Here is a 20301-nt window from a genome sequence, read left to right as displayed (position 1 = left end):
TCACCTGTTGCTCGCGAGGGTGCCCCGGCGCTCTACGCCGGGGCACCCTCATCCCTCTGTTCGCGACCGGTTCCGGATCTGGCAGCGAGACCTGAGAGAATGGTGAGCATGGCCTCTGACCGACCTCGCGTGCTCTCCGGGATCCAGCCCACCGCCGGCTCGTTCCACCTCGGCAACTACCTCGGCGCCGTCCGCCAGTGGGTGGCCCTCCAGGAGACCCACGACGCGTTCTACATGGTCGTCGACCTGCACGCGATCACCATCCCGCAGGACCCGAAGGGCCTGCGCGCGAACACGCGGCTGGCCGCGGCCCAGCTCCTCGCGGCGGGCCTCGACCCGGACCGCTGCACGCTCTTCGTGCAGAGCCACGTCCCCGAGCACGCCCAGCTCGCCTGGATCATGAACTGCCTCACCGGCTTCGGCGAGGCCGGCCGGATGACCCAGTTCAAGGACAAGTCCGCCAAGCAGGGCGCCGAGCGCGCCTCGGTCGGCCTGTTCACCTACCCGATCCTCCAGGTCGCGGACATCCTGCTCTACCAGGCCCACGAGGTCCCGGTCGGCGAGGACCAGCGCCAGCACATCGAGCTCACCCGCGACCTCGCCGAACGCTTCAACGGCCGGTTCGGCCCGGCCTTCACCGTCCCGAAGCCGTACATCCTGAAGGAGACGGCGAAGATCTACGACCTCCAGGACCCGTCGATCAAGATGAGCAAGTCGGCGTCCACGCCGAAGGGCCTCATCAACCTCCTGGACGAGCCGAAGGCCACCGCGAAGAAGGTCAGGAGCGCGGTCACCGACACCGACACGGTCATCCGCTACGACGCGGTGGAGAAGCCGGGCATCAGCAATCTCCTCGGCATCTACTCGACCCTCACCGGGGCGACCATCGCCGAGGTGGAGGAGAAGTACGCCGGCAAGGGCTACGGCGCGTTCAAGACGGACCTCTCCGAGATCGTGGTCGAGTTCGTGACGCCGTTCCGCGAGCGCACGCAGCAGTACCTGGACGACCCCGAGACGCTCGACTCGGTCCTGGCCAAGGGTGCCGAGAAGGCCCGCGCGGTCGCCGCCGAGACCCTCGCGCAGGCGTACGACAAGGTCGGCTTCCTGCCCGCCAAGCACTGAAACCGCTCCCGCGCGCAGCCGTACCACCGAACAGCGCTGTACATCACTCCGGTTGCGCCTGCCCGTAACCCGGCCGTGGCCGTACAGTCGATAACCGGGTGGTCGTATCAGCGGCCACACTGACACGACAGGAGACGACGTGGGGACCGTAACGATCGGTGTCTCGATCGCGGTCCCGGAGCCTCACGGCAGCGAGCTCCAGCAGCTGCGCGCGGGCTTCGGCGACGCCGCGGCTCACGGCATCCCCACGCACGTCACCCTGCTGCCGCCGACGGAGGTCGACGAGACCGCCCTGCCGGCCGTCGAGGCGCATCTGGCCGAGGTCGCCGCGGCCGGCCGCCCGTTCCCCATGCGGCTGTCCGGCACCGGCACCTTCCGGCCCCTGTCACCGGTGGTGTACGTCCGGGTCGTCTCGGGCGCGGAGGCCTGCACCCGGCTCCAGCAGCAGGTCCGCGACCCCGCCGGCCCGGCCGCGCGCGAACTGCAGTTCCCCTACCACCCGCACGTCACCGTGGCGCACGGCATCGACGAGGCGGCCATGGACCGCGCCTTCGAGGAGCTCGCCGGCTACGAGGCCGAGTGGCCCTGCACCGCCTTCGCCCTCTACGAGCAGGGCGCCGACGGCGTCTGGCGCAAGCTCCGCGAGTTCCCCTTCGGTGGTTCGGTGGTCCCCCCGCAGGCCGGGCGCGTGGAGCACGGCTCGGTCCCCACCCGCTGACCCGCCCGCGGGTCAGACCGGCAGCCGCCGGAACACCCCGCGCGGCAGGTGCCGCAGCGCCGCCATCACCACCCGCAGCGCCCCCGGCACCCACACCGTCTCCGAACGGCGCCTGAGGCCCAGCTCCACGGCCGTCGCGACCGCCTCGGGCGTGGTCGCGAGCGGTGCCTCGGGCAGACCGGCGGTCATCCGCGTCCGGACGAAGCCGGGACGTACGACCATGACGTGCACGCCCGTGCCGTGCAGCGCGTCGCCCAGGCCCTGCGCGAAAGCGTCGAGGCCGGCCTTGCTGGAGCCGTAGATGAAGTTGGCGCGGCGGGCCCGCTCGCCCGCGACGGAGGACATCACGACCAGCGAGCCGTGCCCCTGCGACTGGAGCGAGCGGGCGCACACCAGCCCCGCCGAGACCGCGCCGGTGTAGTTGGTCTGCGCGACCCGCACCGCCGCCTCCGGCTCGCGCTCGTCGCGGGCCTGGTCGCCGAGCAGCCCGAAGGCGAGCAGCACCATGTCGACGTCGCCCTCGGCGAAGACCTTGCCGAGCACCGCCTCGTGGGAGGCCGGGTCGAGGGCGTCGAAGGCGACGGTGTGCACATCGGCCCCGAGCCCGCGCAGCTGCCCGGCGGCCTCCTCCAGGGCGGGGGAGGGGCGGCCCGCCAGCCAGACCGTGCGGGTGCGGCGGGCGATCAGCCGGCGGGCGGTGGCCAGCGCGATCTCGGACGTACCGCCGAGGACGAGCAGGGACTGGGGGAGGCCGAAGGCGTCCTTCATGACAGCAGCTCCTTGAGGTTGCTCACAGACTGAGGCGGCGGGCCAGGTCGGACACGAACACCCCGCGCGGATCCAGCTCGGCGCGCAGCTCGCGGAAGTCGTCGAGACGCGGGTACATGGTCGTGAGCAGCTCCGGTCGCAGCCGGGCGTCCTTGGCGAGGTAGACGCGCCCGCCGGCGGCGGCGACCTCCTCGTCGAGTTCGTCGAGGAACGCGCCGAGGCCGGGCAGCCCCGCCGGGATGTCCAGCGCCAGTGTCCAGCCCGGCACGGGGAAGGACAGCCAGCCCGGGTCGGACTCCCCGAAGCGCTTGAGGACGGCCAGGAAGGACGGGCAGCGGCGTTCGGAGATGCGGCGCACGATGCGGCGCAGGGCGTCCTCCCGGCCGTAGCCGACGACGAACTGGTACTGCACGAAGCCGCCGCGGCCGTAGACGCGGTTCCAGTGCGGCACGCCGTCCAGGGGGTGGAAGAAGGCCGAGATCCGCTGGAGGCGGCCGGTGCGCGCGCGGGGGGCCTTGCGGTACCAGAGCTCGTTGAACAGGCCCACGGTCGTCCGGCTGAGCAGGCCCTCGGGGAGGATCGCGGGCGTCGCCGGCAAGCGGGGGGTGCGGAAGGCGAGCGGGTCCCGGCGCAGGCGGGCGGGGAGCGCGTCCAGTGGCGCGTGGTCGCCGCGGGTGAGGACCGCGCGGCCGGTGGCGGCGCCCCGGGCCAGCAGGTCGATCCAGGCGACCGAGTAGCGGTAGCGGTGGTCGGTCGCCGCCAGCCGGGCCATCAGGTCGTCCAGGTCCGTCGCCCGCTCGGTGTCGACCGACACCAACGACGTCTCGACGGGCTGGAGCCGGATGGTGGCGGTGAGGATCACGCCGGTCAGGCCCATACCGCCCGCGGTGGCGTCGAAGAGCGGCGTGCCGGGTACGACCGTGCGGATCTCACCGTCTGCGGTGAGGAGTTCGAAGGCGAGCACATGGCGGGCGAAGGAGCCCGAGACGTGGTGGTTCTTGCCGTGGATGTCGGCGCCGATCGCCCCGCCGACGGTGACGTAGCGCGTGCCGGGGGTGACCGGCACGAACCAGCCGAGCGGGAGGAGCACCTCCATCAGCCGGTGCAGGGAGATGCCCGCGTCGCACAGCACGGTCCCGCCGCCGGCGTCGATCGCGTGCACACGGTCCAGGGCCGTCATGTCGAGCACGGAGCCGCCCGCGTTCTGCGCCGCGTCCCCGTACGCCCGCCCCAGGCCCCGGGGGATGCCCCCGCGGGCCCCGCAGTCCCGGACGGCCGCCACGGCCTCCTCATACGTCCGTGGGCGGATCAGCCGGGCGGCGGTGGGGGCGGTGCGGCCCCAGCCCGTGACGGTGGTGTGATCCAGCCCCATGACGTCCGGGTCGTAATCGGTGTCGGCAGACATGTCCGCGACCGTATCGCCCTATCGTGGGCGATTAGTTCGTGAACATGGCACCCCTCCCCGAAACGGGTGATTAATGGGATGTCGCTCAATATTGCCGCAGTTCAGGCCCGGTGGGCGTGAACAGTGAGTCCACATGGACGACCTCGACGACCTGCACGACATGGACCACCGGATCGTTTCGACGCTCAGGGCGTGCGGCACCGACCCGCGCGTCGCCGGTGCCGCGCGTGCCCTGTCCTGGGCGGGGGAGCACGCGGCACTGTGGCTGGTGGCCGGGCTCGCCGGAGCCGCCGTCGACGGCGGCAGACGCGGCGTCTGGCTGCGCGGCACCGCCCTCACCGCCGGGGCGCACCTCGTCAGCATGGGAGTGAAACGGGTCGTGCGCAGGCCGCGCCCCGCGCACGTCGAGCCCCTGGTGCGCACCGCAGGCCGGCACTCCTTCCCCAGCTCGCACGCCACCTCGGCGGCGGCCGCCGCCGTCGCCTTCGGCGCCCTGGGGGCGCACGCCGTCCCGCCGCTCGCCGCCGCCGTGTGCCTCTCGCGCCTCGTGGCCGGTGTCCACTACCCCTCCGACGTCGCCGCGGGCGCGGCGCTGGGCGCCCTCACGGCCCGGCTCGGCGCCCGCTGGATGCGAGGAGGCGCCGACCATGGCTGAGACGGCCGTCCTGCGGCAGCGCACCCACCAGGAGCGGCCGGCACCACCGGGCAAGGGCGGTCTCCTGGCCGGTCTCCTCAGGACCGCGCGCCCCAGACAGTGGATCAAGAACGTTCTCGTGGTCGCCGCCCCGGCCGCCGCCGGCGAGCTCTTCTCCCGGCACGCCCTGATCCGACTCGCCCTGGTCTTCGTCCTCTTCACGGCCTGCGCCGCCGCCGTCTACCTCGTCAACGACGCCCGCGACGCCGACGCCGACCGCGCCCACCCCACCAAGCGGCACCGCCCGGTCGCCGCCGGGCAGGTCCCCGTGCCCGTGGCCTACGCCGTCGGAGGCATCCTCGGCGTCCTCGCGCCCGCCGCCGCTGCCTGGCTGTGCGGTCCGGCCGTCGCCGCGCTGCTGACCGCGTACCTCGCCATGCAACTGGCCTACTGCATCAGCCTGAAGCACGTCCTCGTCGTCGATCTCGCCGTCGTCACCACCGGGTTCCTGATGCGGGCCATGGTCGGCGGACTCGCCCTCGGCATCCCGCTGTCGCGCTGGTTCCTCATCACCACCGGCTTCGGCGCGCTGTTCATGGTGTCGGCCAAGCGCTACTCGGAAGCCGTCCAGATGGCCGGAAAGGCGGGCGCCACACGGGCGTTGCTCACCGAGTACACCACCGGCTACCTCCGCTTCGTCTGGCAGCTCGCGGCCGGTGTCGCCGTCCTCGGCTACTGCCTGTGGGCCATGGAGGAGGGCGGCGTCCCGCACACCAGCGTGCTGCCCTGGCGGCAGCTGTCCATGGTCGCCTTCATCCTCGCGATCCTGCGCTACGCCGTGTTCGCCGACCGCGGCACCGCCGGCGAACCCGAGGACGTCATCCTGCGCGACCGCGCCCTCGCGCTCATCGGTGTGGTGTGGGTGGCGATGTACGGCCTGGCAGTGGCCAATTGGTGACCACGCGCCCGGGGCGAAGCCCCGTGCTCCCGTGCCGCCGGGAACTGATCGGCTTCGCCACCACCGGTCTCCTCGCCTACGCCGTCGACCTCGCCCTCTTCACGTACCTGCGCGGCCCCGCCGGACTCGGCCCGCTCACCGCCAAGTCCGTGTCCTTCCTGGCCGCCTGCACGCTCGCCTACGCCGGCAACGCCCTCGGCACCTACCGGACCACACGACGCCGGGGCCTGCGCCCGTACGCCGTGTTCTTCGCGGTGAACCTCGCCGGAGCGTGCCTGCAACTGCTCTGCCTGGCCGCCAGCCACTACGGCCTCGGCCTCACCTCGCAGCGCGCGGACACCGTCTCCGGCGGAGTCGTCGGGATGGCGCTGGCCACAGTCCTGCGGTTCTGGGGTACCCGTACATGGGTGTTCCGGGCGGAGGGCAGAGTCGGATCATGGACTGGCTGAAAAGACTCCCGGTGGTCGGGCCGTGGGCGGAGCGGCTGATGATCACCCACGCGTGGCGGTCGTACGAACGGCTGGACCGCGTGAAGTGGACGCGGCTGGCCGCCGCGATGACCTTCACGAGTTTCGTCGCACTGTTCCCGCTGCTGACGGTGTCCGCCACCATCGCCGCCGCCACGCTCAGCACGGAGCAGGAGGACAAGCTGCGGGACAAGCTCGCCGAGCAGGTCCCCGGCATCTCCGATCAGATGGACATCGCCGGTCTGGTGGACAACGCCGGCACGATCGGACTCATCGCGGGCGCCCTGCTGTTCTTCACCGGCGTCAGCTGGGCCGGCTCGATGCGCGAGTGCCTGCGGGCGGTGTGGGAACTGACCGACGAGGAGGAGAACCCCGTCCTGCGCTACGGCAAGGACGCGGGTGTCCTGATCGGCCTCGGCGGCGCGCTCCTCGTCACCATCGCCGCCTCCGCCGTCGCCTCCGCGCTGATCGGCTGGGTCACCCGGCAACTCGGTGTCGACGAGGGCGGCTGGGGCGGGGTCCTGCTGCACGTCGTCGCGTTCCTGGTCGCCGTGCTGGCGAACTTCCTGCTGCTGCTCTACGTCCTGACGCTGCTGCCCGGCGTCGAGCCGACGCGCCACCGCCTCTTCGTGGCGGCGCTGACCGGCGCGATCGGCTTCGAACTGCTGAAGCTGCTGCTCAGCGGCTATCTGCAGGGCGTGGCCGCGAAGAGCATGTACGGCGCGTTCGGGGTGCCCGTCGCGCTGCTGCTGTGGATCAACTTCACCTCGAAGCTGGTGCTGTTCTGCGCCGCCTGGACGGCGACGCAGAGCAAGCAGGACGAAGTCCCGGGTCTCACGGGCGAGTCCGACGGCGCACCAGATCCGGCAGTGGCCAGCGGCGGTTGACCAGGAACGCGCCGCCCATGAGCAGCACCAGCACCCCGCCCGTGATGCCGAGCGCCGTCCCGATGCCGCTGGAGCCGTCCGCGGCCGGGGCGCTGGCCACCGGCTTCGCACCGGTCCCGGCCGTGCCGCTGCCGCCGTCCCCGGAGCCGCCGGCCTCGCCGGAGGGGTTCGCGCCGGGCTGCGCACTGGCCTGCGCGGCGCTCTTGGGCGGGACCAGCTCGCCCACCGGCCGCACCTTCCCGGCCGCCTTGAAACCCCAGTCGAACAGCCGGGCGGTCTCCTTGTAGACCTCGTTGTGCCCGGGCTTCTCCGGGTTCATCACCGTCACCAGGAGCACCTTGCCGCCGCGCTCGGCGACACCGGTGAAGGTGGCGCCCGCGTTGGTGGTGTTGCCGTTCTTGACGCCCGCGATGCCCTCGTAGACGGGCACGTCCGAGTCGCCTGCCAGCAGCCGGTTGGTGTTCTGGATCTCGAAGGACTCGCGGACCCTCTTGCCCTTCTTGCCCTTCTTCGTCTTACCCGGGAACTTGGCGCTGACCGTCGAGGCGTACTCGCGGAAGTCCTTCTTCTGCATCCCGGAGCGGGCGATCAGCGTCAGGTCGTACGCCGAGGAGACCTGCCCCTCGGCGTCGTAGCCGTCCGGGCTGACGACGTGCGTGTCGAGGGCCTGGAGCTCCTCGGCGTGCTCGTTCATCTCCTCGACGGTGTTCTCGATGCCTTTGTTCATGGCGGACAGCACGTGCACGGCGTCATTGCCGGAGCGCAGGAAGACGCCCAGCCACAGGTCGTGGACCGTGTACGTCTCCTCCTCCTTTATCCCGACCATGCTGGAGCCCGGGCCGATGCCCGCCAGGTCGGAGGGGACGACCTTGTGCTTGGTGTCCCTGGGGAACTCCGGCAGCAGCGTGTCCGCGAACAGCATCTTCAGGGTGCTCGCCGGGGCGAGGCGCCAGTGGGCGTTGTGCGCGGCCAGCACGTCGCCCGACTCGGCGTCGGCGACGATCCAGGAACGGGCGCTGACGTCCTTCGGCAGCACCGGGACGCCGCTCGCCAGATTCACCTGCGTCCCCGGCCGGCCGAGGCGGGCGCCGCCCACGCTCGACATCGATGCCGGGGGAGTGGCCGACGGACTCGGCGAGGGACTGCCCGAAGGACTGCCCGAAGGGCTCGGGGCGGCGACGGCGGCGGGCGCGGCCAGGGCGAGCGACGACAGGACGGCGTAGGTGACCAGCAGGGATCGCCTGGTGGTCTGCTGCGGAGGGGGCACGGTCGGAAACGTACATGCCGTACGGTCGGAAGTCCTGCCTCCGGCCCCACCCCGGGAACGGAACCGGACACGGCCTGGCGATACTGGGTGCATGAAGCTCAGCCGCCCCGTCTCCTGGTTCCTGCTCGCCTTCGGGGTGTGGAGCTGGGTCATCTGGATCACTTTCGTCAAGAACCTGGTCAAGGACGGCAGCGGGCTCGCCTTCGACGACGGTCGTCCCACGGCCTACTTCTGGGTGCACCTGCTGCTCGCCGTCGTTTCCTTCGTATTGGGGACGGTCATCGGGGCCATCGGGTTGCGTGGTCTGCGCGCACTGCGCCGGACGTCATAGCGGCGATCGGGAGACACGACACCGTGGTCATCGTTTTCGTACTCGTCGCAGTGCTGGTCCTGGCCGTCGTCGTGACGGCCAACTGGTACGTGTGGCGCCGCCTGTTCCGCGACACGACCAGTGGCCCGGGCCTCGTCCGCCGCGCGGGCGCGGTCCTGATCGCCGGCGGCTGGATCCTGGCGATCACGGCCCTGGTCGCCGAACGCTCGGGCGCCCCCTTCCCGCTCCAACAGGTCCTCGCCTGGCCGGGCTTCCTGTGGCTGGCCCTGTCGATGTACCTGCTGCTGGCGGTGCTGGCGGGAGAGATCGTCCGCCCGCTCCTGCGACGCTTCCTCGACCACCGGGCGGGACGAACGCACCAGGACCGGCGCCCGGCGACCGCCACCGAGCAGCCCACCGCCTCCGAGCCCGGCCCGCACGCCCCGGCCGGCGCCACGGCGCCGGCCACGGCACCCGACTCGACCGCGGACCGCACTCCCCCCGCGAGCGTCTCCCCGCGAGCGGACGGCCCCCAGGGGAGTGGCGGCGGCGCCGGGACGCCGACGGCCGCGCCGCAGGAGAACGCCGGAGACACGCCCACCGCGCCCGCGACCGCCTCGCGGGCGGGCGGCTCCGGTGCGGCGACGGTCCCCGGGACGGCGCCCACGACCGCCTCCCAGCCCGGCCGCGCCCGTGGCGTGACCGCCGTCCACCCGCAGGCCGACTCGGCGCCGGACGCCCCCGACGCCTCGCCCCAGCCCTCTGCCACCCCTCCCTCGCCCTCCCGTCGGCTCTTCGTCTCGCGGGTCGTCGCCGGGGCCGCCGCGGCCGCCGCCGTCGGGACCGTGGGGTACGGGACGTACGGTGTGCTGCGCGGGCCGAAGGTCAAGCGGGTCACCGTGCCACTGGCCAAGCTGCCGCGCGCCGCGCACGGGTACCGGATCGCCGTGGTCAGTGACGTGCACCTCGGACCGGTCCTGGGACGCGGCTTCGCGCAGAAGGTCGTCGACACGATCAACGCGACCCAGCCCGACCTGATCGCGGTCGTCGGCGACCTGGTCGACGGCAGTGTGAAGGACCTGGGACCCGCGGCGGCCCCGCTCGCCCAGCTGAGGGCCCGTCACGGGTCCTACTTCGTCACCGGCAACCACGAGTACTTCTCCGGCGCCGAGCAGTGGGTCGAGGAGGTCCGTCGCCTGGGCATCGACCCCCTGGAGAACGCCCGCCGGGAGATGCCGTACTTCGACCTCGCCGGAGTCAACGACGTCGCGGGCGAGGACGAGGGCCGGGGCCCCGACTTCGCGAAGGCGCTCGGCGACCGGGACACCGCCCGCGCGTGCGTGCTGCTCGCCCACCAGCCCGTCCAGATCCATGACGCCGTCGAGCACGGCGTCGACCTCCAGCTCTCCGGCCACACCCACGGCGGCCAGCTCTGGCCCGGCAACCTCGTCGCCTCCGGCGCGAACCCCACCCTCGCGGGCCTGGAGCGCTACGGCGACACCCAGCTCTACGTCTCGCGCGGCGCCGGCGCCTGGGGCCCGCCCACCCGGGTGGGGGCACCGTCGGACATCACCGTGGTCGAGCTCGCGTCGAAGCAGGCCTGAGCGCACAGCCCAGGGCGGAGCCGTGACGGTCTGCGACGGCATCGCCGACCCGCTGTACTCCCCGATCCCGGCCGGCCTCACCGGGCACACCGCCTCGTTCTTCGACGACCACCCGAAGCCCGGCCCGAGGAAGGCCCGGCAGCCGCTCACCCGGGCCGGCGTCAGCCTGCCCGCGCACTTCACCTACGGCTACGCCAAGGGCGGCGGCGCCGGTGAGCAGGAGGCGGCCGAGATCAAGAAGGAGCCGGAGGCGAGCGCTTGTCCCAGGTCACCCCCAAGGGCCACGAGTGGACCGCCTTCCCCAGGCAGCGGGCGACCGGCACGCTCGACGCGGACGCCGTCGGCCGGGCCGCCGACTTCCCCCTTGACGGCCCGCCCCGGTCGCCGCTCAGGGGTCGGAACGCCGCCGGGCCGCCGGGTCCGGGATGGCGTGCGTCATCCCCGGCAGGAAGTCCGTGAACAGCTCGTGCACCTCGCGCACGAGCGGCCGCAGCACCCGGAAGCGGGCCAGGGCCACGCCCCGCGCGGTGAGCCGGGCACCGCGTTCGGCGAGCCGGTAGCTGCGCTCGCGGCCCTCGGTCCGGTCGAAGATCCAGTACAGGCACAGTCCCATCTGGGACAGCCACATCAACTCGGGCAGGATGCCCCGCAGTTCCTCGGGCACCTTGGTCTTCGTCGCCCCGGCCAGCACGTCCCGGTGGACGCTGATGGCCTCCTCGCGCGCGTGCTCCGACTCCGGGGAGAAGGGGCTGAGCGGGCTGTCGGGATCGGCGGCGTTCTTGAAGAACTGCACCGCGAACTCGTGGTAGGGCGCGGCGATGTCCAGCCAGGCCCGCAGCACCCCCGCGAGCCGGGTCTCCAGGTCGGTCTCCCGGTCCAGGATCTCCCGGACCGCCACCTGGTGCTCGGCGGCGATCCGGTCGTAGAAGCCCTGGATCAGGTGTTCCTTGCCCGCGAAGTAGTAGTAGGCGTTGCCGACGGAGACACCGGCCTCCTGGGCGATGGCCCGCATCGTGGTCTTGTCGTAGCCACGCTCCTGGAACAGCCGCATGGCCGTCTCCAGGATCAGGGCGCGGGTCTGCTCGGACTTGGTGGGGGTGGCGCCGTCGTCGGGGCCGTCGTTCTTCGCGGGCACGGGAAGAGAGCCTAACGTCAGCACCGGTGCGGTCACCGAGGGGCGCAGGTGCCGTCGGCGCAGCCCGGCGCGGTGTAGCTCCAGCCGCTGTCCGGGGCGTAGGACCATCCGTCCGCCCGCCGGTACACCCGGCCGCCCCACTGCGTCCCGCCGCGCTGCCTCCGGTGCCCCTGCGCCCCGCGCCACTTGGCGGCGGCGAGTACCGCGCCCCTGGCGAGCAGAGCGCCGGACGGGGTGCTCAGCCGGTGGGCCAGCGGCCGGTGTTCGCGCAGCGCCCACAGGGTGACCACCCAGGCGGCGGGGCCCCGGTAGACCTGCCCGGCGTCACCGATGACGGTGATCTCGTCGAGGGTGGCGCCGTGGTCGAGGCCGGGAAACCGCCGCCGGGCCTCCTCGGAGGCGGCCGGGACCAGCTCCAGCGGCACCAGGTGGGGCTGCCGCAGGAGCCAGTCGCGCAGGAACGCGCACAGGGAGCACTCGGCGTCGTACAGGACGGTGAGCCGGCTAAGCGGTGCGGGTGTGTTCATGCCGGTCGCGTCGGTGCCGGTGGCGTTCACGTGGGCCCCGCTCAGGCCCGCGCCGACGGGGCGACCCAGCCCTGCGGCGGCACCGGCGGCACCTGCTCCCGCTCCATGGCCCCCCGGCGCCGGATCCGGTTCAGCACGTAGACGTTGGCGAGGTGCATCACACCGAGCACCAGCAGCACCACGCCGAGCTTCGTCGACAGGGCCTCGAAGATGCCGCGGGCGTCGGTGATGGTCCCGTCACCGCTCAGGTACAGCGCGACGAACCCGAGGTTGACGAGGTAGAAGCCGACCACCAGGAGGTGGTTGACGGCATCGGCGAGCTTCTCGTTGCCGTGCAGCACGTCGGCGAGGAAGATCTTGCCGTTCCGGCTGAGCGTGCGGGCCACCCAGACGGTCAGGCCGATGCTGACCAGCAGGTAGATGACGTAGGCGATGACCGTGCGGTCCATTGCCCCACCCTTCTTGAACACGTTCAAAACGCTGTCGGGGATGACTCTAGACCTACTTTTGAACATGTTCAACACGTGGGTCGGGGTGATCGTCTGTGGTGCCCCGCACTGTGTCTGCTGCGTTCGCCCCATGGTGTGGCACATGCCAGAGGGCCCCGTTTCCAGTGGAAACGGGGCCCTCTCGATCCAGCGGTCGATTCAGTAGCGGCGCGTGATCAGCGCACGCTTCACTTCCGCGATCGCCTTCGTGACCTCGATGCCGCGCGGGCAGGCGTCCGTGCAGTTGAAGGTCGTGCGGCAGCGCCAGACGCCGTCGCGGTCGTTGAGGATCTCCAGGCGCTGCTCGCCGGCCTCGTCACGCGAGTCGAAGATGAAGCGGTGCGCGTTGACGATGGCGGCCGGGCCGAAGTACTGGCCGTCGTTCCAGAAGACCGGGCACGACGTGGTGCAGGCCGCGCACAGGATGCACTTCGTCGTGTCGTCGAAGCGCTCGCGGTCCTCGGCCGTCTGGAGACGCTCACGCGTCGGCTCGTTCGTGTCCTTCGTGATGAGGAAGGGCATGACGTCGCGGTACGCCTGGAAGAACGGCTCCATGTCGACCACGAGGTCCTTCAGGACCGTGAGGCCCTTTATGGCCTCGACCGTGATCGGCTTCTCGGGGTTGATGTCCTTGATCAGCGTCTTGCAGGCCAGACGGTTCTTGCCGTTGATCCGCATCGCGTCCGAGCCGCAGATGCCGTGCGCGCAGGAACGGCGGAACGTCAGCGTGCCGTCCAGGTCCCACTTGATCTTGTGGAGGGCGTCGAGGACACGCTCCTTGGGGTCGATCTCCACCTGGAAGTCTTCCCACACCGCCTCCGCCGCGACCTCCGGGTTGAAGCGGCGGACGCGGAACGTGACCGTGATGTAGGGGGAGTCGGCGAAACCGGGCTCGGGCTTGCCGGCCGCGTCTTCCTTGTCCAGAACAGGGGTAGCCATCAGTACTTACGCTCCATCGGCTGGTAGCGGGTCTGGACGACCGGCTTGTAGTCGAGACGGACGGTTTCGGAACCGTCGGCGCCGACCTCGCGGTACGCCATGGTGTGCCGCATGAAGTTGACGTCGTCGCGGTTCGGGTAGTCCTCGCGGTAGTGACCGCCGCGGGACTCCTTGCGGGCGAGCGCGGAGACGGCCATGACCTCGGCGAGGTCGAGCAGGTTGCCCAGCTCGATGGCCTCCAGCAGGTCCGTGTTGAACCGCTTGCCCTTGTCCTGGATCGACACGTTCCGGTAGCGCTCGCGCAGCTCCGCGATCTTCTCGACCGCCGTCTTGATCGTCTGCTCGGTGCGGAACACCATGACGTTGGCGTCCATGGTCTCCTGCAGTTCGCGCCGCAGCTCCGCCACCCGCTCGGTGCCGGTGGAGTCGCGCAGCCGCTCCACCTGCGAGATCACGAGCTCCGCCGGGTTCTCCGGCAGCTCGACGAACTCCGCCTTCTGCGCGTACTCCGCGGCGGCGATGCCCGCGCGCTTGCCGAAGACGTTGATGTCCAGCAGCGAGTTGGTGCCGAGGCGGTTGGCGCCGTGCACGGACACGCAGGCGACCTCGCCGGCCGCGTACAGGCCCGGGACGACGGTGGTGTTGTCCGCCAGGACCTCACCCTCGACGTTCGTCGGGATGCCGCCCATGGCGTAGTGCGCGGTGGGCTGGATCGGGATCGGGTCCGTGTAGGGCTCGATGCCGAGGTAGGTGCGGGCGAACTCCGTGATGTCGGGAAGCTTCGCGTCCAGCTGCTCCGGCGGGAGGTGCGTGAGGTCGAGGTAGACGTGGTCGCCCTCGGGACCGCAGCCGCGGCCCTCACGGATCTCCGTGTAGATGGAGCGGGACACGACGTCACGCGACGCCAGGTCCTTCATCACCGGCGCGTACTTCTCCATGAAGCGCTCGCCGTCCTTGTTGCGGAGGATGCCGCCCTCACCGCGGGCGCCCTCCGTCAGCAGGATGCCCATGCGCCAGATGCCGGTCGGGTGGAACTGGAAGAACTCCATGTCCTCCAGCGGCAGACCGCGGCGGTAGACCGCCGCCTGGCCGTCACCGGTCAGCGTGTGCGCGTTGGACGTCACCTTGAAGAACTTGCCGCAGCCGCCGGATGCGTAGATCACGGACTTCGCGTGGAAGACGTGGATCTCACCGGTGGCCAGCTCGTAGGCCACGACGCCGGCCGACTTCTTGACGCCGTCGACCTCGGTGATCAGCTGGTCCAGGACGTAGAACTCGTTGTAGAACTCCACGCCCTCCTTGACGCAGTTCTGGTACAGCGTCTGGAGGATCATGTGGCCGGTGCGGTCGGCCGCGTAGCAGGAGCGGCGGACCGGGGCCTCGCCGTGGTTGCGGCTGTGACCGCCGAAGCGGCGCTGGTCGATCGTGCCGTTCGGGGTGCGGTTGAACGGCAGGCCCATCTTCTCCAGGTCGAGGACGGAGTCGATGGCCTCCTTCGCGAGGATCTCGGCGGCGTCCTGGTCGACCAGGTAGTCACCGCCCTTGACCGTGTCGAAGGTGTGCCACTCCCAGTTGTCCTCCTCCACGTTGGCGAGCGCGGCGGCCATGCCGCCCTGCGCGGCGCCCGTGTGGGAGCGGGTGGGGTAGAGCTTGGTCAGCACGGCGGTGCGGCTGCGCTTCGTGGACTCGATGGCCGCGCGCATGCCCGCGCCACCGGCGCCGACGATGACGGTGTCGTACTTGTGGATCTTCATGATTCTCGCAGCCCCGTGCCTAGCGGATGTTCGGGTCGAAGGTGAAGATCACCAGCGTGCCCAGCAGGATGGTGAACACCGTGGCGGTGTAGAGCAGGCCCTTGAGCCACAGCCGGGTGTTCGCGCGCTCCGCGTAGTCGTTGATGACCGTGCGCAGGCCGTTGGCGCCGTGCAGCATGGCGAGCCACAGCATCAGCAGGTCCCAGACCTGCCAGAACGGGGACGCCCAGCGGCCCGCCACGAAGGCGAAGCCGATCTTGGAGACGCCGCCGTCCAGCACGAGCTGGATCAGCAGGTGGCCGAGGACGAGCACGACCAGCACGACGCCCGACAGGCGCATGAACAGCCAGGCCGCCAGCTCGAAGTTGCCACGGGTGCTCTTCGGGCTCTTGCGGGTGCGCTGGCGCGGGGCCTCGATGAAGGGCGCCGGGTTGTCGACGGTGTAGACGGCGCCACCCTCGACGGGGCCGACGCCGGCGGCGGTCTTCTCAGACGTGGACATTGGCGTCAGCTCCCGAAGAGTTCACGAGCGGCGTGGCCGAGGACGGGGTAGATGGCCCCGAGCATCAGCACGACCCACAGGGCGACGACGGTCCAGAGCATCTGCTTCTGGTAGCGGGCGCCCTTGATCCAGAAGTCGACAGCGATGACGCGCAGACCGTTGAGCGCGTGGAAGAGGATGGCGGCGACGAGGCCGTACTCCAGCAGCGCGACGATCGGCGTCTTGTACGTGGCCACGACGGTGTCGTAGGCCTCCGGGGACACACGGACGAGGGCGGTGTCCAGCACGTGAACGAACAGGAAGAAGAAGATGAGGACGCCGGTGACTCGGTGAGCCACCCAGGACCACATTCCTTCCCGGCCGCGGTACAGCGTTCCAGCCGGCACGGAAGTTTCCTCCGGGAGCGGGGATTGGGGCCGCGCCGGCTTGGTGTGTCGGTCGGGCCCGGCCGGGTACGGTCCACCGGCCCCCAGCATCGTAGCGATGCGCTGCCGCTGGGCTGAGCGGGGGTCCCCTGGTGTGATCAAACTGGCACGCAAAGAGGTACGGGTGGACTAGTGCGGCCAAGGGGGCCGGGGGTGTCTCCGGGACCGACCCTTGCGGGCCGTCAGTGGTTGATCGCGCAGTTCCCGGCACCCCTGAGGGCATCGAGCAGACGCCCCCTGGCGAGGCGCCGGAGCTCCTCGGCGGCGACCGTGCGCTCCTCTTCCGGATCGTTCGCCAATCGTGACCGGATGGCCTCCAGGAGGTGGTCCAGCACCTCGGCGGGGGACAGGCCGTCCAGGCAGATGACGAACACGTGTCCGAAGCGGGCCTCATAGGCGGCGTGGGCCGCGCTGAGGGCGGTGTGGGCGGCGGAGTAGGCGTCCGGCGGGGGGAGGGGCAGCGGCTCGGCCGCCAGTGCCTCCGCGAGGTCGGACCAGTTCAGGTCGTAGGCCGCCTCGTCCGCGGCGGCCAGCAGGGCGTCCAGGTCCGGATAGGGGCGGTGCTCCGCGACACGCCGGGTCCAGCGGAGGCTGCGCAGGCAGGAGAGGAGGGCCTGCTCCAGGTCCTCCTCGGAGGCTGCGTTGAAGTGTTCCACCGGTATGGCGAGCCGACCGGGGAGATCTGGGAGACGGTGCGCAGGCAGCGTGGGTCCTCGTGGGCGTCACGTGTGTCGGCAGGGCAAGCTGTGAGAGATGTGACGTCACGCTATCGAGTACGACCATGACGTGTCCGAAGGATGCCTGAATTTCACCCGGGAGAGAGAGTTTCGGGACGCGTGGTGGACGCGCGCCATGGGGCCTCGAGTTTTAGGTTGGCCGTGTGAGTCAGCACAGGCGCCGGGCTTCGGCGAAGCAGGAGAGCAAGCGGCAGGTGCTGGTCGTGGCCATGGCGGTAGCCCTGGTCGTGGTCGCGGCCGGGGTGAGTCTTGGGCTCTGGGCGGCCTCGGGCGGTGACGGCGATGCCACGGGCCGGCAGGCCACGTCCTCGCGGGAAGCCACCGCGGCAGCGCCCCCGGACAGAGCGCCGGAGGCGAGCCCGACCCGCTCCTACCCCCTGTCGGAGGCGCCTCGCACCATCCCCGCCGTGCGCGAGCACGAGCCGGCGCGCGGCCCGGGCTGGCGTCCCGAGGCGGGCAACCGGGTGGTCGTGGACGACCCGGCGCTGGCCGACGAGGGGCGGCTGGTCGCCGGCGAGCTCGGGATGTCGTACGCGGGCGAGAAGGACGACCGGCGCGCCGGGGACCTGCGGCTGGCGCTCAACGGCGACAAGGGCGCGAACCTCGAGTCGTACGTGATGACCGTGCGCGACGGGCGGGTGGAGATCAACGGGCCTTCCGACGCCGGGGTCTTCTACGGCACCCGCACGCTCAAGCAGGAGACCCACGACGGCGGCACGGCGCCCGAGGGCGTCGTGAAGGACGAACCGGCCAAGGCTCAGCGCGGGTTCATGCTGGACATCGCGCGCAAGTACTTCACGGCCGGCTGGATCGAGGACCGGATCCGGGAACTGGGCGACCTGAAGTTCAACCAGCTGGGACTGCACTTCTCCGACGACCAGGGGTTCCGGATCGAGTCCACCTCGCACCCCGAGGTCGTGTCGCGACAGCATCTGACCAAGGCGCAGGTGCGGAAGATCATCGACCTCGCGCGGAGCCGGCACATCACGATCGTGCCCGAGATCGACTCGCCCGGACACCTCGGCGCCGTCATCGACGCCCACCCCGACCTGCAGCTGCGCAGCGCGCAGGGGTCGGCGGTGCAGGGCGCCATCGACATCTCCAAGGCCGAGAGCGCCGACATCGTCGACGACCTGCTGAACGAGTACGCGGACCTCTTCCCCGGTGGCCCCTGGCACCTCGGCGGCGACGAGTACCAGGCGCTGACCCGGTCGAACCCGGAGGCCTCGTTCCCGCAGCTGGCCGCCGCCGCCCGGGAGAAGTACGGCTCCGGCGCGACGGTCGCCGACCTCACCACGGGCTGGCTGAACGACCGGGCCGACACCGTCCGCAAGCATCAGCGCGTCCCGCGCGCGTGGAACGACGGCTTCTTCCGCGGCACCTCCGTCCAGGCCGCCAAGGACATCCAGGTCGCCTACTGGACCGGCAAGGAGATCGGCGCCCGGGCGCCCCTGGAGTACCTCCAGGCGGGCCGCAAGGTGATCAACTACAACGACGAGTTCCTGTACTACGTGCTCGGTGAGCCGCAGACCTTCGTCTATCCGACGGGACAGCGCATCTACGAACAGTGGACGCCGCGGGTGCTGCGCGGCACCGCGGCCGTGCCGGCGCGTTACGACGGCCAGATCCTCGGCGGGTCCTTCGCGGTGTGGTGCGACCTCGCGAACTCCCAGACGCAGGAGCAGGTGGCGGCCGGGATCCGGATGCCGCTGCGGGCGACCGTCCAGAAGCTGTGGGACCCGGACAAGCCCGAACTGTCCTGGACGGAGTTCCGGACGCTGGCGGACAGGCTCGGCTGACCCGGCACGAATTGCCCCATACGGCTGCGAACTCCCGTACGACTGTGGTGGTGTTCTGAGCGCAGCGGGAATCGAATATGCCGGGGGGGAACCGGGACATGGGCTACTGGGGATACTTCGTCGTGGGCCGGGGGGAGCGGTCGCTGCCGGAGCTGGACGCGCTGGCGGGGGCCGCGGAGGGGCTCGTGCGGCACACCTCGGCGCCGGGTGGCTGGCAGGTGTGGGAGTACCCGAGCGGCGACGGCGACATCGGGAACATGAACGCCCTCGCCCGGGAGACCGGGGCGCCCGCGCTCTTCGGGTACGTCATGAACAGCGAGTGCGTGGTGCTGGAGGCGGCGGCTCCCGAGAGCGGGGCGTGGACCACCTGCCTCGTACGCTCCGCCATGGCCGGGTACCTGGGGGCGGACCGCGGGGGCCTCACGCTGGAGGACTACTTCCTGGAACCCGGCGACGCCGCCGAGCGTGCCGTGCGCTGGGCCGCCGAGGCGGGGTGCGCGGTGACCGCCGAGTCGCTGCTGGACGTACTCACGTCAGACCTCGATCCTCCCCCGCTCTCGGCTTCGCTCGACCGGGGGGACCCCCAGGCCGAAAACCTGTTGTTCCGCTTCCTCGACAGGCTGGGCGTGGTGCCCCTGTGACACTCCGGGGCTGTTGCACGCAGTAAGGGGAAGTGCGGGTTCCGTGAGGGGTGAAGGCCGATAGCGGCCTGATCGGGCCCCTGGGACGGCCTGTGGAGGGAGACCTGGATGAGCCTGGTGGAGTTGATCGCACAGGCCGACGAACGCGGGCTGGCCGCGAGCGGGCTGGCTTGTTTGGATCGGTGCGTGCCCCTGCTGGGCGGTGACGACGAGATCCTGCGGCCGGTGTGGGCGAGCCTCGGTGACGGCGCGGACGCCGGTGAGTGGGGCGAACGGCTGGAGCAGGTGCGCGGCAAGCTGGACGCGGTCGGCCCGGGCGACGAGGCGGCCGTGCTCGCCCACCGGATGCTCCAGGCCGCTCCCGCCGAGCGGTCCGCCGCCGGAGTGCGGGCGTGGGCCGACGCCTGCTCCGTCGCCTCCCTCCAGATCCACCGGCTCTTGGACACCGCCGAGGACGAGGCCTCGTCCGTCGACTCCCGCCGCGAGGGCCGGACGGAGGGCATGTCACCTCTCGTCGCCGCCGAACTGCGCCGCCAGATCACCGTCCTGGAGGTACTGGCCGGACATGGCCCGGCCGGTCTGCGCCGGGCGCTGGAGGTGTCGGTCGAGGGACGTCGGGTGCTGCGCGCGGTGGTGTCCCGCCGGAACCGCCGGCAGGGCTGAAGATCCCCTCGGCAGACGGCCCCGACCGGCCTAAACCCGCTTTCTGGAAGAGTCCTGTGACTGTCCCTTGAGCGAGGTGGGGCGGTCCTGCGCCGCTTCGGGGGAGCCGCCGATTCCGGGTGACGAAACGCTTCGCCGCAGCGCTTTCCGGGATGTGACGACTCAAGCGGAGACCAGGCCATCGGCGGCTGCCAAGCCGCTGCGGTGGGCGGCGGACACGGTGGCGACGATGCGCGAGGGAGCACGGCTGCGCCTCGACTACTCGGCGCAGAGCCTGTGGAGCATCGACCGGATGATCGAGGGGATACGGCGGGAGGGAGCGCCCGACGCCGCCGTCCAGGAGGTACTGCGCGGCTTCGGCGCCTACGCAGGTGAGGTGATGGCGCGTCAGACGGGCGCCGAGTGGTGGGCGACCGGCGGCGACCACTGGATCCGCACCCCCGACGGACGCCTGTGGGACCCCATCGAGGAGGCCCGCCGCTGCTACGCGGGCCATGGATCGCTGCGGCTGCTGTGCCGGGACGCGGGCAGAGCGGCGCCCCGGCGATAGC

General features: G+C 71.3%; 23 protein-coding genes. 12 read left to right on the top strand and 11 right to left on the bottom strand.

The annotated features are described in order from the left end of the window. Window positions 1-108 precede the first annotated feature (108 nt). Window positions 109-1122: a tryptophan--tRNA ligase gene (gene trpS / locus ACIQHQ_RS16710; protein ID WP_402612646.1), complete on the top strand. Its 1014-nt coding sequence runs from the start codon at window positions 109-111 to the stop codon at window positions 1120-1122. A 139-nt stretch (window positions 1123-1261) separates the two neighbouring features. Next, the gene (locus ACIQHQ_RS16705; protein WP_402612645.1) at window positions 1262-1840 is read left to right on the top strand and encodes a 2'-5' RNA ligase family protein; all 579 of its coding nucleotides are present in this window, start codon (window positions 1262-1264) and stop codon (window positions 1838-1840) included. A 12-nt stretch (window positions 1841-1852) separates the two neighbouring features. Here ACIQHQ_RS16705 and ACIQHQ_RS16700 read toward each other — a convergent pair whose 3' ends face one another. Continuing rightward, window positions 1853-2608: a decaprenylphospho-beta-D-erythro-pentofuranosid-2-ulose 2-reductase gene (locus tag ACIQHQ_RS16700; RefSeq protein ID WP_402612644.1), complete on the bottom strand. Its 756-nt coding sequence runs from the start codon at window positions 2606-2608 to the stop codon at window positions 1853-1855. Window positions 2609-2630: 22 nt separating this feature from the next. Beyond that, window positions 2631-4013, bottom strand: a complete 1383-nt coding sequence (locus ACIQHQ_RS16695; RefSeq protein ID WP_402612643.1) for an FAD-binding protein — start codon at window positions 4011-4013, stop codon at window positions 2631-2633. A 133-nt stretch (window positions 4014-4146) separates the two neighbouring features. Between ACIQHQ_RS16695 and ACIQHQ_RS16690 the strand changes: the two genes are divergently transcribed. The 4 genes from ACIQHQ_RS16690 to ACIQHQ_RS16675 are packed head-to-tail and all read left to right on the top strand — an operon-like array spanning window position 4147 to window position 6959. Then, complete coding sequence (locus ACIQHQ_RS16690; protein ID WP_402612642.1) at window positions 4147-4668, top strand: phosphatase PAP2 family protein; 522 nt, start codon at window positions 4147-4149, stop codon at window positions 4666-4668. Beyond that, entirely contained in the window at window positions 4661-5605 is a 945-nt protein-coding gene (locus tag ACIQHQ_RS16685) for a decaprenyl-phosphate phosphoribosyltransferase (RefSeq protein WP_402612641.1), read from the top strand. The genes ACIQHQ_RS16690 and ACIQHQ_RS16685 overlap by 8 nt, the downstream gene beginning before the upstream one ends. Window positions 5606-5628: 23 nt before the next feature. Further along, window positions 5629-6054, top strand: a complete 426-nt coding sequence (locus tag ACIQHQ_RS16680; protein ID WP_402612640.1) for a GtrA family protein — start codon at window positions 5629-5631, stop codon at window positions 6052-6054. Continuing rightward, a complete protein-coding gene (locus ACIQHQ_RS16675; protein ID WP_402612639.1) occupies window positions 6042-6959 on the top strand; it encodes a YihY/virulence factor BrkB family protein in 918 nt (305 codons plus the stop codon). The genes ACIQHQ_RS16680 and ACIQHQ_RS16675 overlap by 13 nt, the downstream gene beginning before the upstream one ends. Here ACIQHQ_RS16675 and ACIQHQ_RS16670 read toward each other — a convergent pair. Further along, window positions 6907-8226 (bottom strand): D-alanyl-D-alanine carboxypeptidase family protein, encoded by a 1320-nt coding sequence (locus ACIQHQ_RS16670; protein ID WP_402612638.1) that lies wholly within the window; start codon window positions 8224-8226, stop codon window positions 6907-6909. The genes ACIQHQ_RS16675 and ACIQHQ_RS16670 overlap by 53 nt on opposite strands. Before the next feature lie 91 nt (window positions 8227-8317). Between ACIQHQ_RS16670 and ACIQHQ_RS16665 the strand changes: the two genes are divergently transcribed. Together ACIQHQ_RS16665 and ACIQHQ_RS16660 are read left to right on the top strand one after the other, a co-directional pair. Continuing rightward, entirely contained in the window at window positions 8318-8557 is a 240-nt protein-coding gene (locus tag ACIQHQ_RS16665; protein WP_003992504.1) for an SCO4848 family membrane protein, read from the top strand. 23 nt (window positions 8558-8580) lie between these two features. Continuing rightward, window positions 8581-10140 (top strand): metallophosphoesterase, encoded by a 1560-nt coding sequence (locus ACIQHQ_RS16660; RefSeq protein ID WP_402612637.1) that lies wholly within the window; start codon window positions 8581-8583, stop codon window positions 10138-10140. A 388-nt stretch (window positions 10141-10528) separates the two neighbouring features. Here the strand turns inward: ACIQHQ_RS16660 and ACIQHQ_RS16655 are convergent, their stop codons facing one another. The 8 genes from ACIQHQ_RS16655 to ACIQHQ_RS16620 form a co-directional block, all read right to left on the bottom strand. Continuing rightward, complete coding sequence (locus ACIQHQ_RS16655; protein ID WP_402612636.1) at window positions 10529-11275, bottom strand: TetR/AcrR family transcriptional regulator; 747 nt, start codon at window positions 11273-11275, stop codon at window positions 10529-10531. 32 nt (window positions 11276-11307) lie between these two features. Continuing rightward, the gene (locus ACIQHQ_RS16650) at window positions 11308-11802 is read right to left on the bottom strand and encodes a thiol-disulfide oxidoreductase DCC family protein (RefSeq protein ID WP_402612701.1); all 495 of its coding nucleotides are present in this window, start codon (window positions 11800-11802) and stop codon (window positions 11308-11310) included. Between the two features lie 41 nt (window positions 11803-11843). After that, window positions 11844-12251: a hypothetical protein gene (locus tag ACIQHQ_RS16645; protein ID WP_402612635.1), complete on the bottom strand. Its 408-nt coding sequence runs from the start codon at window positions 12249-12251 to the stop codon at window positions 11844-11846. A gap of 198 nt (window positions 12252-12449) precedes the next feature. Next, a complete protein-coding gene (locus tag ACIQHQ_RS16640; RefSeq protein ID WP_402612634.1) occupies window positions 12450-13229 on the bottom strand; it encodes a succinate dehydrogenase iron-sulfur subunit in 780 nt (259 codons plus the stop codon). Further along, window positions 13229-14983: a succinate dehydrogenase flavoprotein subunit gene (gene sdhA / locus ACIQHQ_RS16635; protein WP_390987929.1), complete on the bottom strand. Its 1755-nt coding sequence runs from the start codon at window positions 14981-14983 to the stop codon at window positions 13229-13231. The genes ACIQHQ_RS16640 and sdhA overlap by 1 nt, the downstream gene beginning before the upstream one ends. A gap of 19 nt (window positions 14984-15002) precedes the next feature. After that, window positions 15003-15485 carry a succinate dehydrogenase hydrophobic membrane anchor subunit gene (locus ACIQHQ_RS16630; protein WP_390987931.1) on the bottom strand — a complete coding sequence of 161 codons (483 nt, stop codon included), beginning with the start codon at window positions 15483-15485 and terminating at the stop codon, window positions 15003-15005. 5 nt (window positions 15486-15490) lie between these two features. Next, window positions 15491-15871 (bottom strand): succinate dehydrogenase, cytochrome b556 subunit, encoded by a 381-nt coding sequence (gene sdhC / locus ACIQHQ_RS16625; protein WP_031107855.1) that lies wholly within the window; start codon window positions 15869-15871, stop codon window positions 15491-15493. Window positions 15872-16092: 221 nt separating this feature from the next. After that, entirely contained in the window at window positions 16093-16566 is a 474-nt protein-coding gene (locus ACIQHQ_RS16620) for a 2-oxo-4-hydroxy-4-carboxy-5-ureidoimidazoline decarboxylase (protein ID WP_402612633.1), read from the bottom strand. 290 nt (window positions 16567-16856) lie between these two features. On the opposite strand from ACIQHQ_RS16620, the gene ACIQHQ_RS16615 reads away from it, so the two are divergent. The 4 genes from ACIQHQ_RS16615 to ACIQHQ_RS16600 all read left to right on the top strand — a co-directional run bounded on the left by ACIQHQ_RS16615 (window position 16857) and on the right by ACIQHQ_RS16600 (window position 20300). Beyond that, window positions 16857-18446: a glycoside hydrolase family 20 protein gene (locus tag ACIQHQ_RS16615; RefSeq protein ID WP_402612700.1), complete on the top strand. Its 1590-nt coding sequence runs from the start codon at window positions 16857-16859 to the stop codon at window positions 18444-18446. 98 nt (window positions 18447-18544) lie between these two features. Then, on the top strand, window positions 18545-19087 hold the full coding sequence (locus ACIQHQ_RS16610) for a hypothetical protein (protein ID WP_402612632.1): 543 nt from the start codon (window positions 18545-18547) through the stop codon (window positions 19085-19087). Window positions 19088-19195: 108 nt separating this feature from the next. Then, window positions 19196-19750, top strand: coding sequence for a hypothetical protein (locus ACIQHQ_RS16605; RefSeq protein ID WP_402612631.1), 555 nt, complete (start codon window positions 19196-19198; stop codon window positions 19748-19750). Window positions 19751-19904: 154 nt separating this feature from the next. Continuing rightward, the gene (locus tag ACIQHQ_RS16600) at window positions 19905-20300 is read left to right on the top strand and encodes a hypothetical protein (protein ID WP_390987938.1); all 396 of its coding nucleotides are present in this window, start codon (window positions 19905-19907) and stop codon (window positions 20298-20300) included. Window position 20301: the final 1 nt, after the last annotated feature.

This window comes from Streptomyces sp. NPDC092370 (genome assembly GCF_044755265.1).
Classification (GTDB): domain Bacteria; phylum Actinomycetota; class Actinomycetes; order Streptomycetales; family Streptomycetaceae; genus Streptomyces.
Note: the sequence above shows the minus strand (reverse complement) of the source record. Positions and strands in the feature narration are given on the sequence as shown.

Coding starts and splice junctions, on each gene's coding strand:
- trpS (WP_402612646.1), top strand. CDS start 109: ATGGCCTCTGACCGACCTCGCGTGCTCTCCGGGATCCAGCCCACCGCC.
- ACIQHQ_RS16700 (WP_402612644.1), bottom strand. CDS start 2,608: ATGAAGGACGCCTTCGGCCTCCCCCAGTCCCTGCTCGTCCTCGGCGGT.
- ACIQHQ_RS16695 (WP_402612643.1), bottom strand. CDS start 4,013: ATGTCTGCCGACACCGATTACGACCCGGACGTCATGGGGCTGGATCAC.
- ACIQHQ_RS16690 (WP_402612642.1), top strand. CDS start 4,147: ATGGACGACCTCGACGACCTGCACGACATGGACCACCGGATCGTTTCG.
- ACIQHQ_RS16685 (WP_402612641.1), top strand. CDS start 4,661: ATGGCTGAGACGGCCGTCCTGCGGCAGCGCACCCACCAGGAGCGGCCG.
- ACIQHQ_RS16675 (WP_402612639.1), top strand. CDS start 6,042: ATGGACTGGCTGAAAAGACTCCCGGTGGTCGGGCCGTGGGCGGAGCGG.
- ACIQHQ_RS16665 (WP_003992504.1), top strand. CDS start 8,318: ATGAAGCTCAGCCGCCCCGTCTCCTGGTTCCTGCTCGCCTTCGGGGTG.
- ACIQHQ_RS16650 (WP_402612701.1), bottom strand. CDS start 11,802: ATGAACACACCCGCACCGCTTAGCCGGCTCACCGTCCTGTACGACGCC.
- ACIQHQ_RS16645 (WP_402612635.1), bottom strand. CDS start 12,251: ATGGACCGCACGGTCATCGCCTACGTCATCTACCTGCTGGTCAGCATC.
- ACIQHQ_RS16640 (WP_402612634.1), bottom strand. CDS start 13,229: ATGGCTACCCCTGTTCTGGACAAGGAAGACGCGGCCGGCAAGCCCGAG.
- sdhA (WP_390987929.1), bottom strand. CDS start 14,983: ATGAAGATCCACAAGTACGACACCGTCATCGTCGGCGCCGGTGGCGCG.
- ACIQHQ_RS16630 (WP_390987931.1), bottom strand. CDS start 15,485: ATGTCCACGTCTGAGAAGACCGCCGCCGGCGTCGGCCCCGTCGAGGGT.
- ACIQHQ_RS16615 (WP_402612700.1), top strand. CDS start 16,857: ATGGCGGTAGCCCTGGTCGTGGTCGCGGCCGGGGTGAGTCTTGGGCTC.
- ACIQHQ_RS16610 (WP_402612632.1), top strand. CDS start 18,545: ATGGGCTACTGGGGATACTTCGTCGTGGGCCGGGGGGAGCGGTCGCTG.
- ACIQHQ_RS16605 (WP_402612631.1), top strand. CDS start 19,196: ATGAGCCTGGTGGAGTTGATCGCACAGGCCGACGAACGCGGGCTGGCC.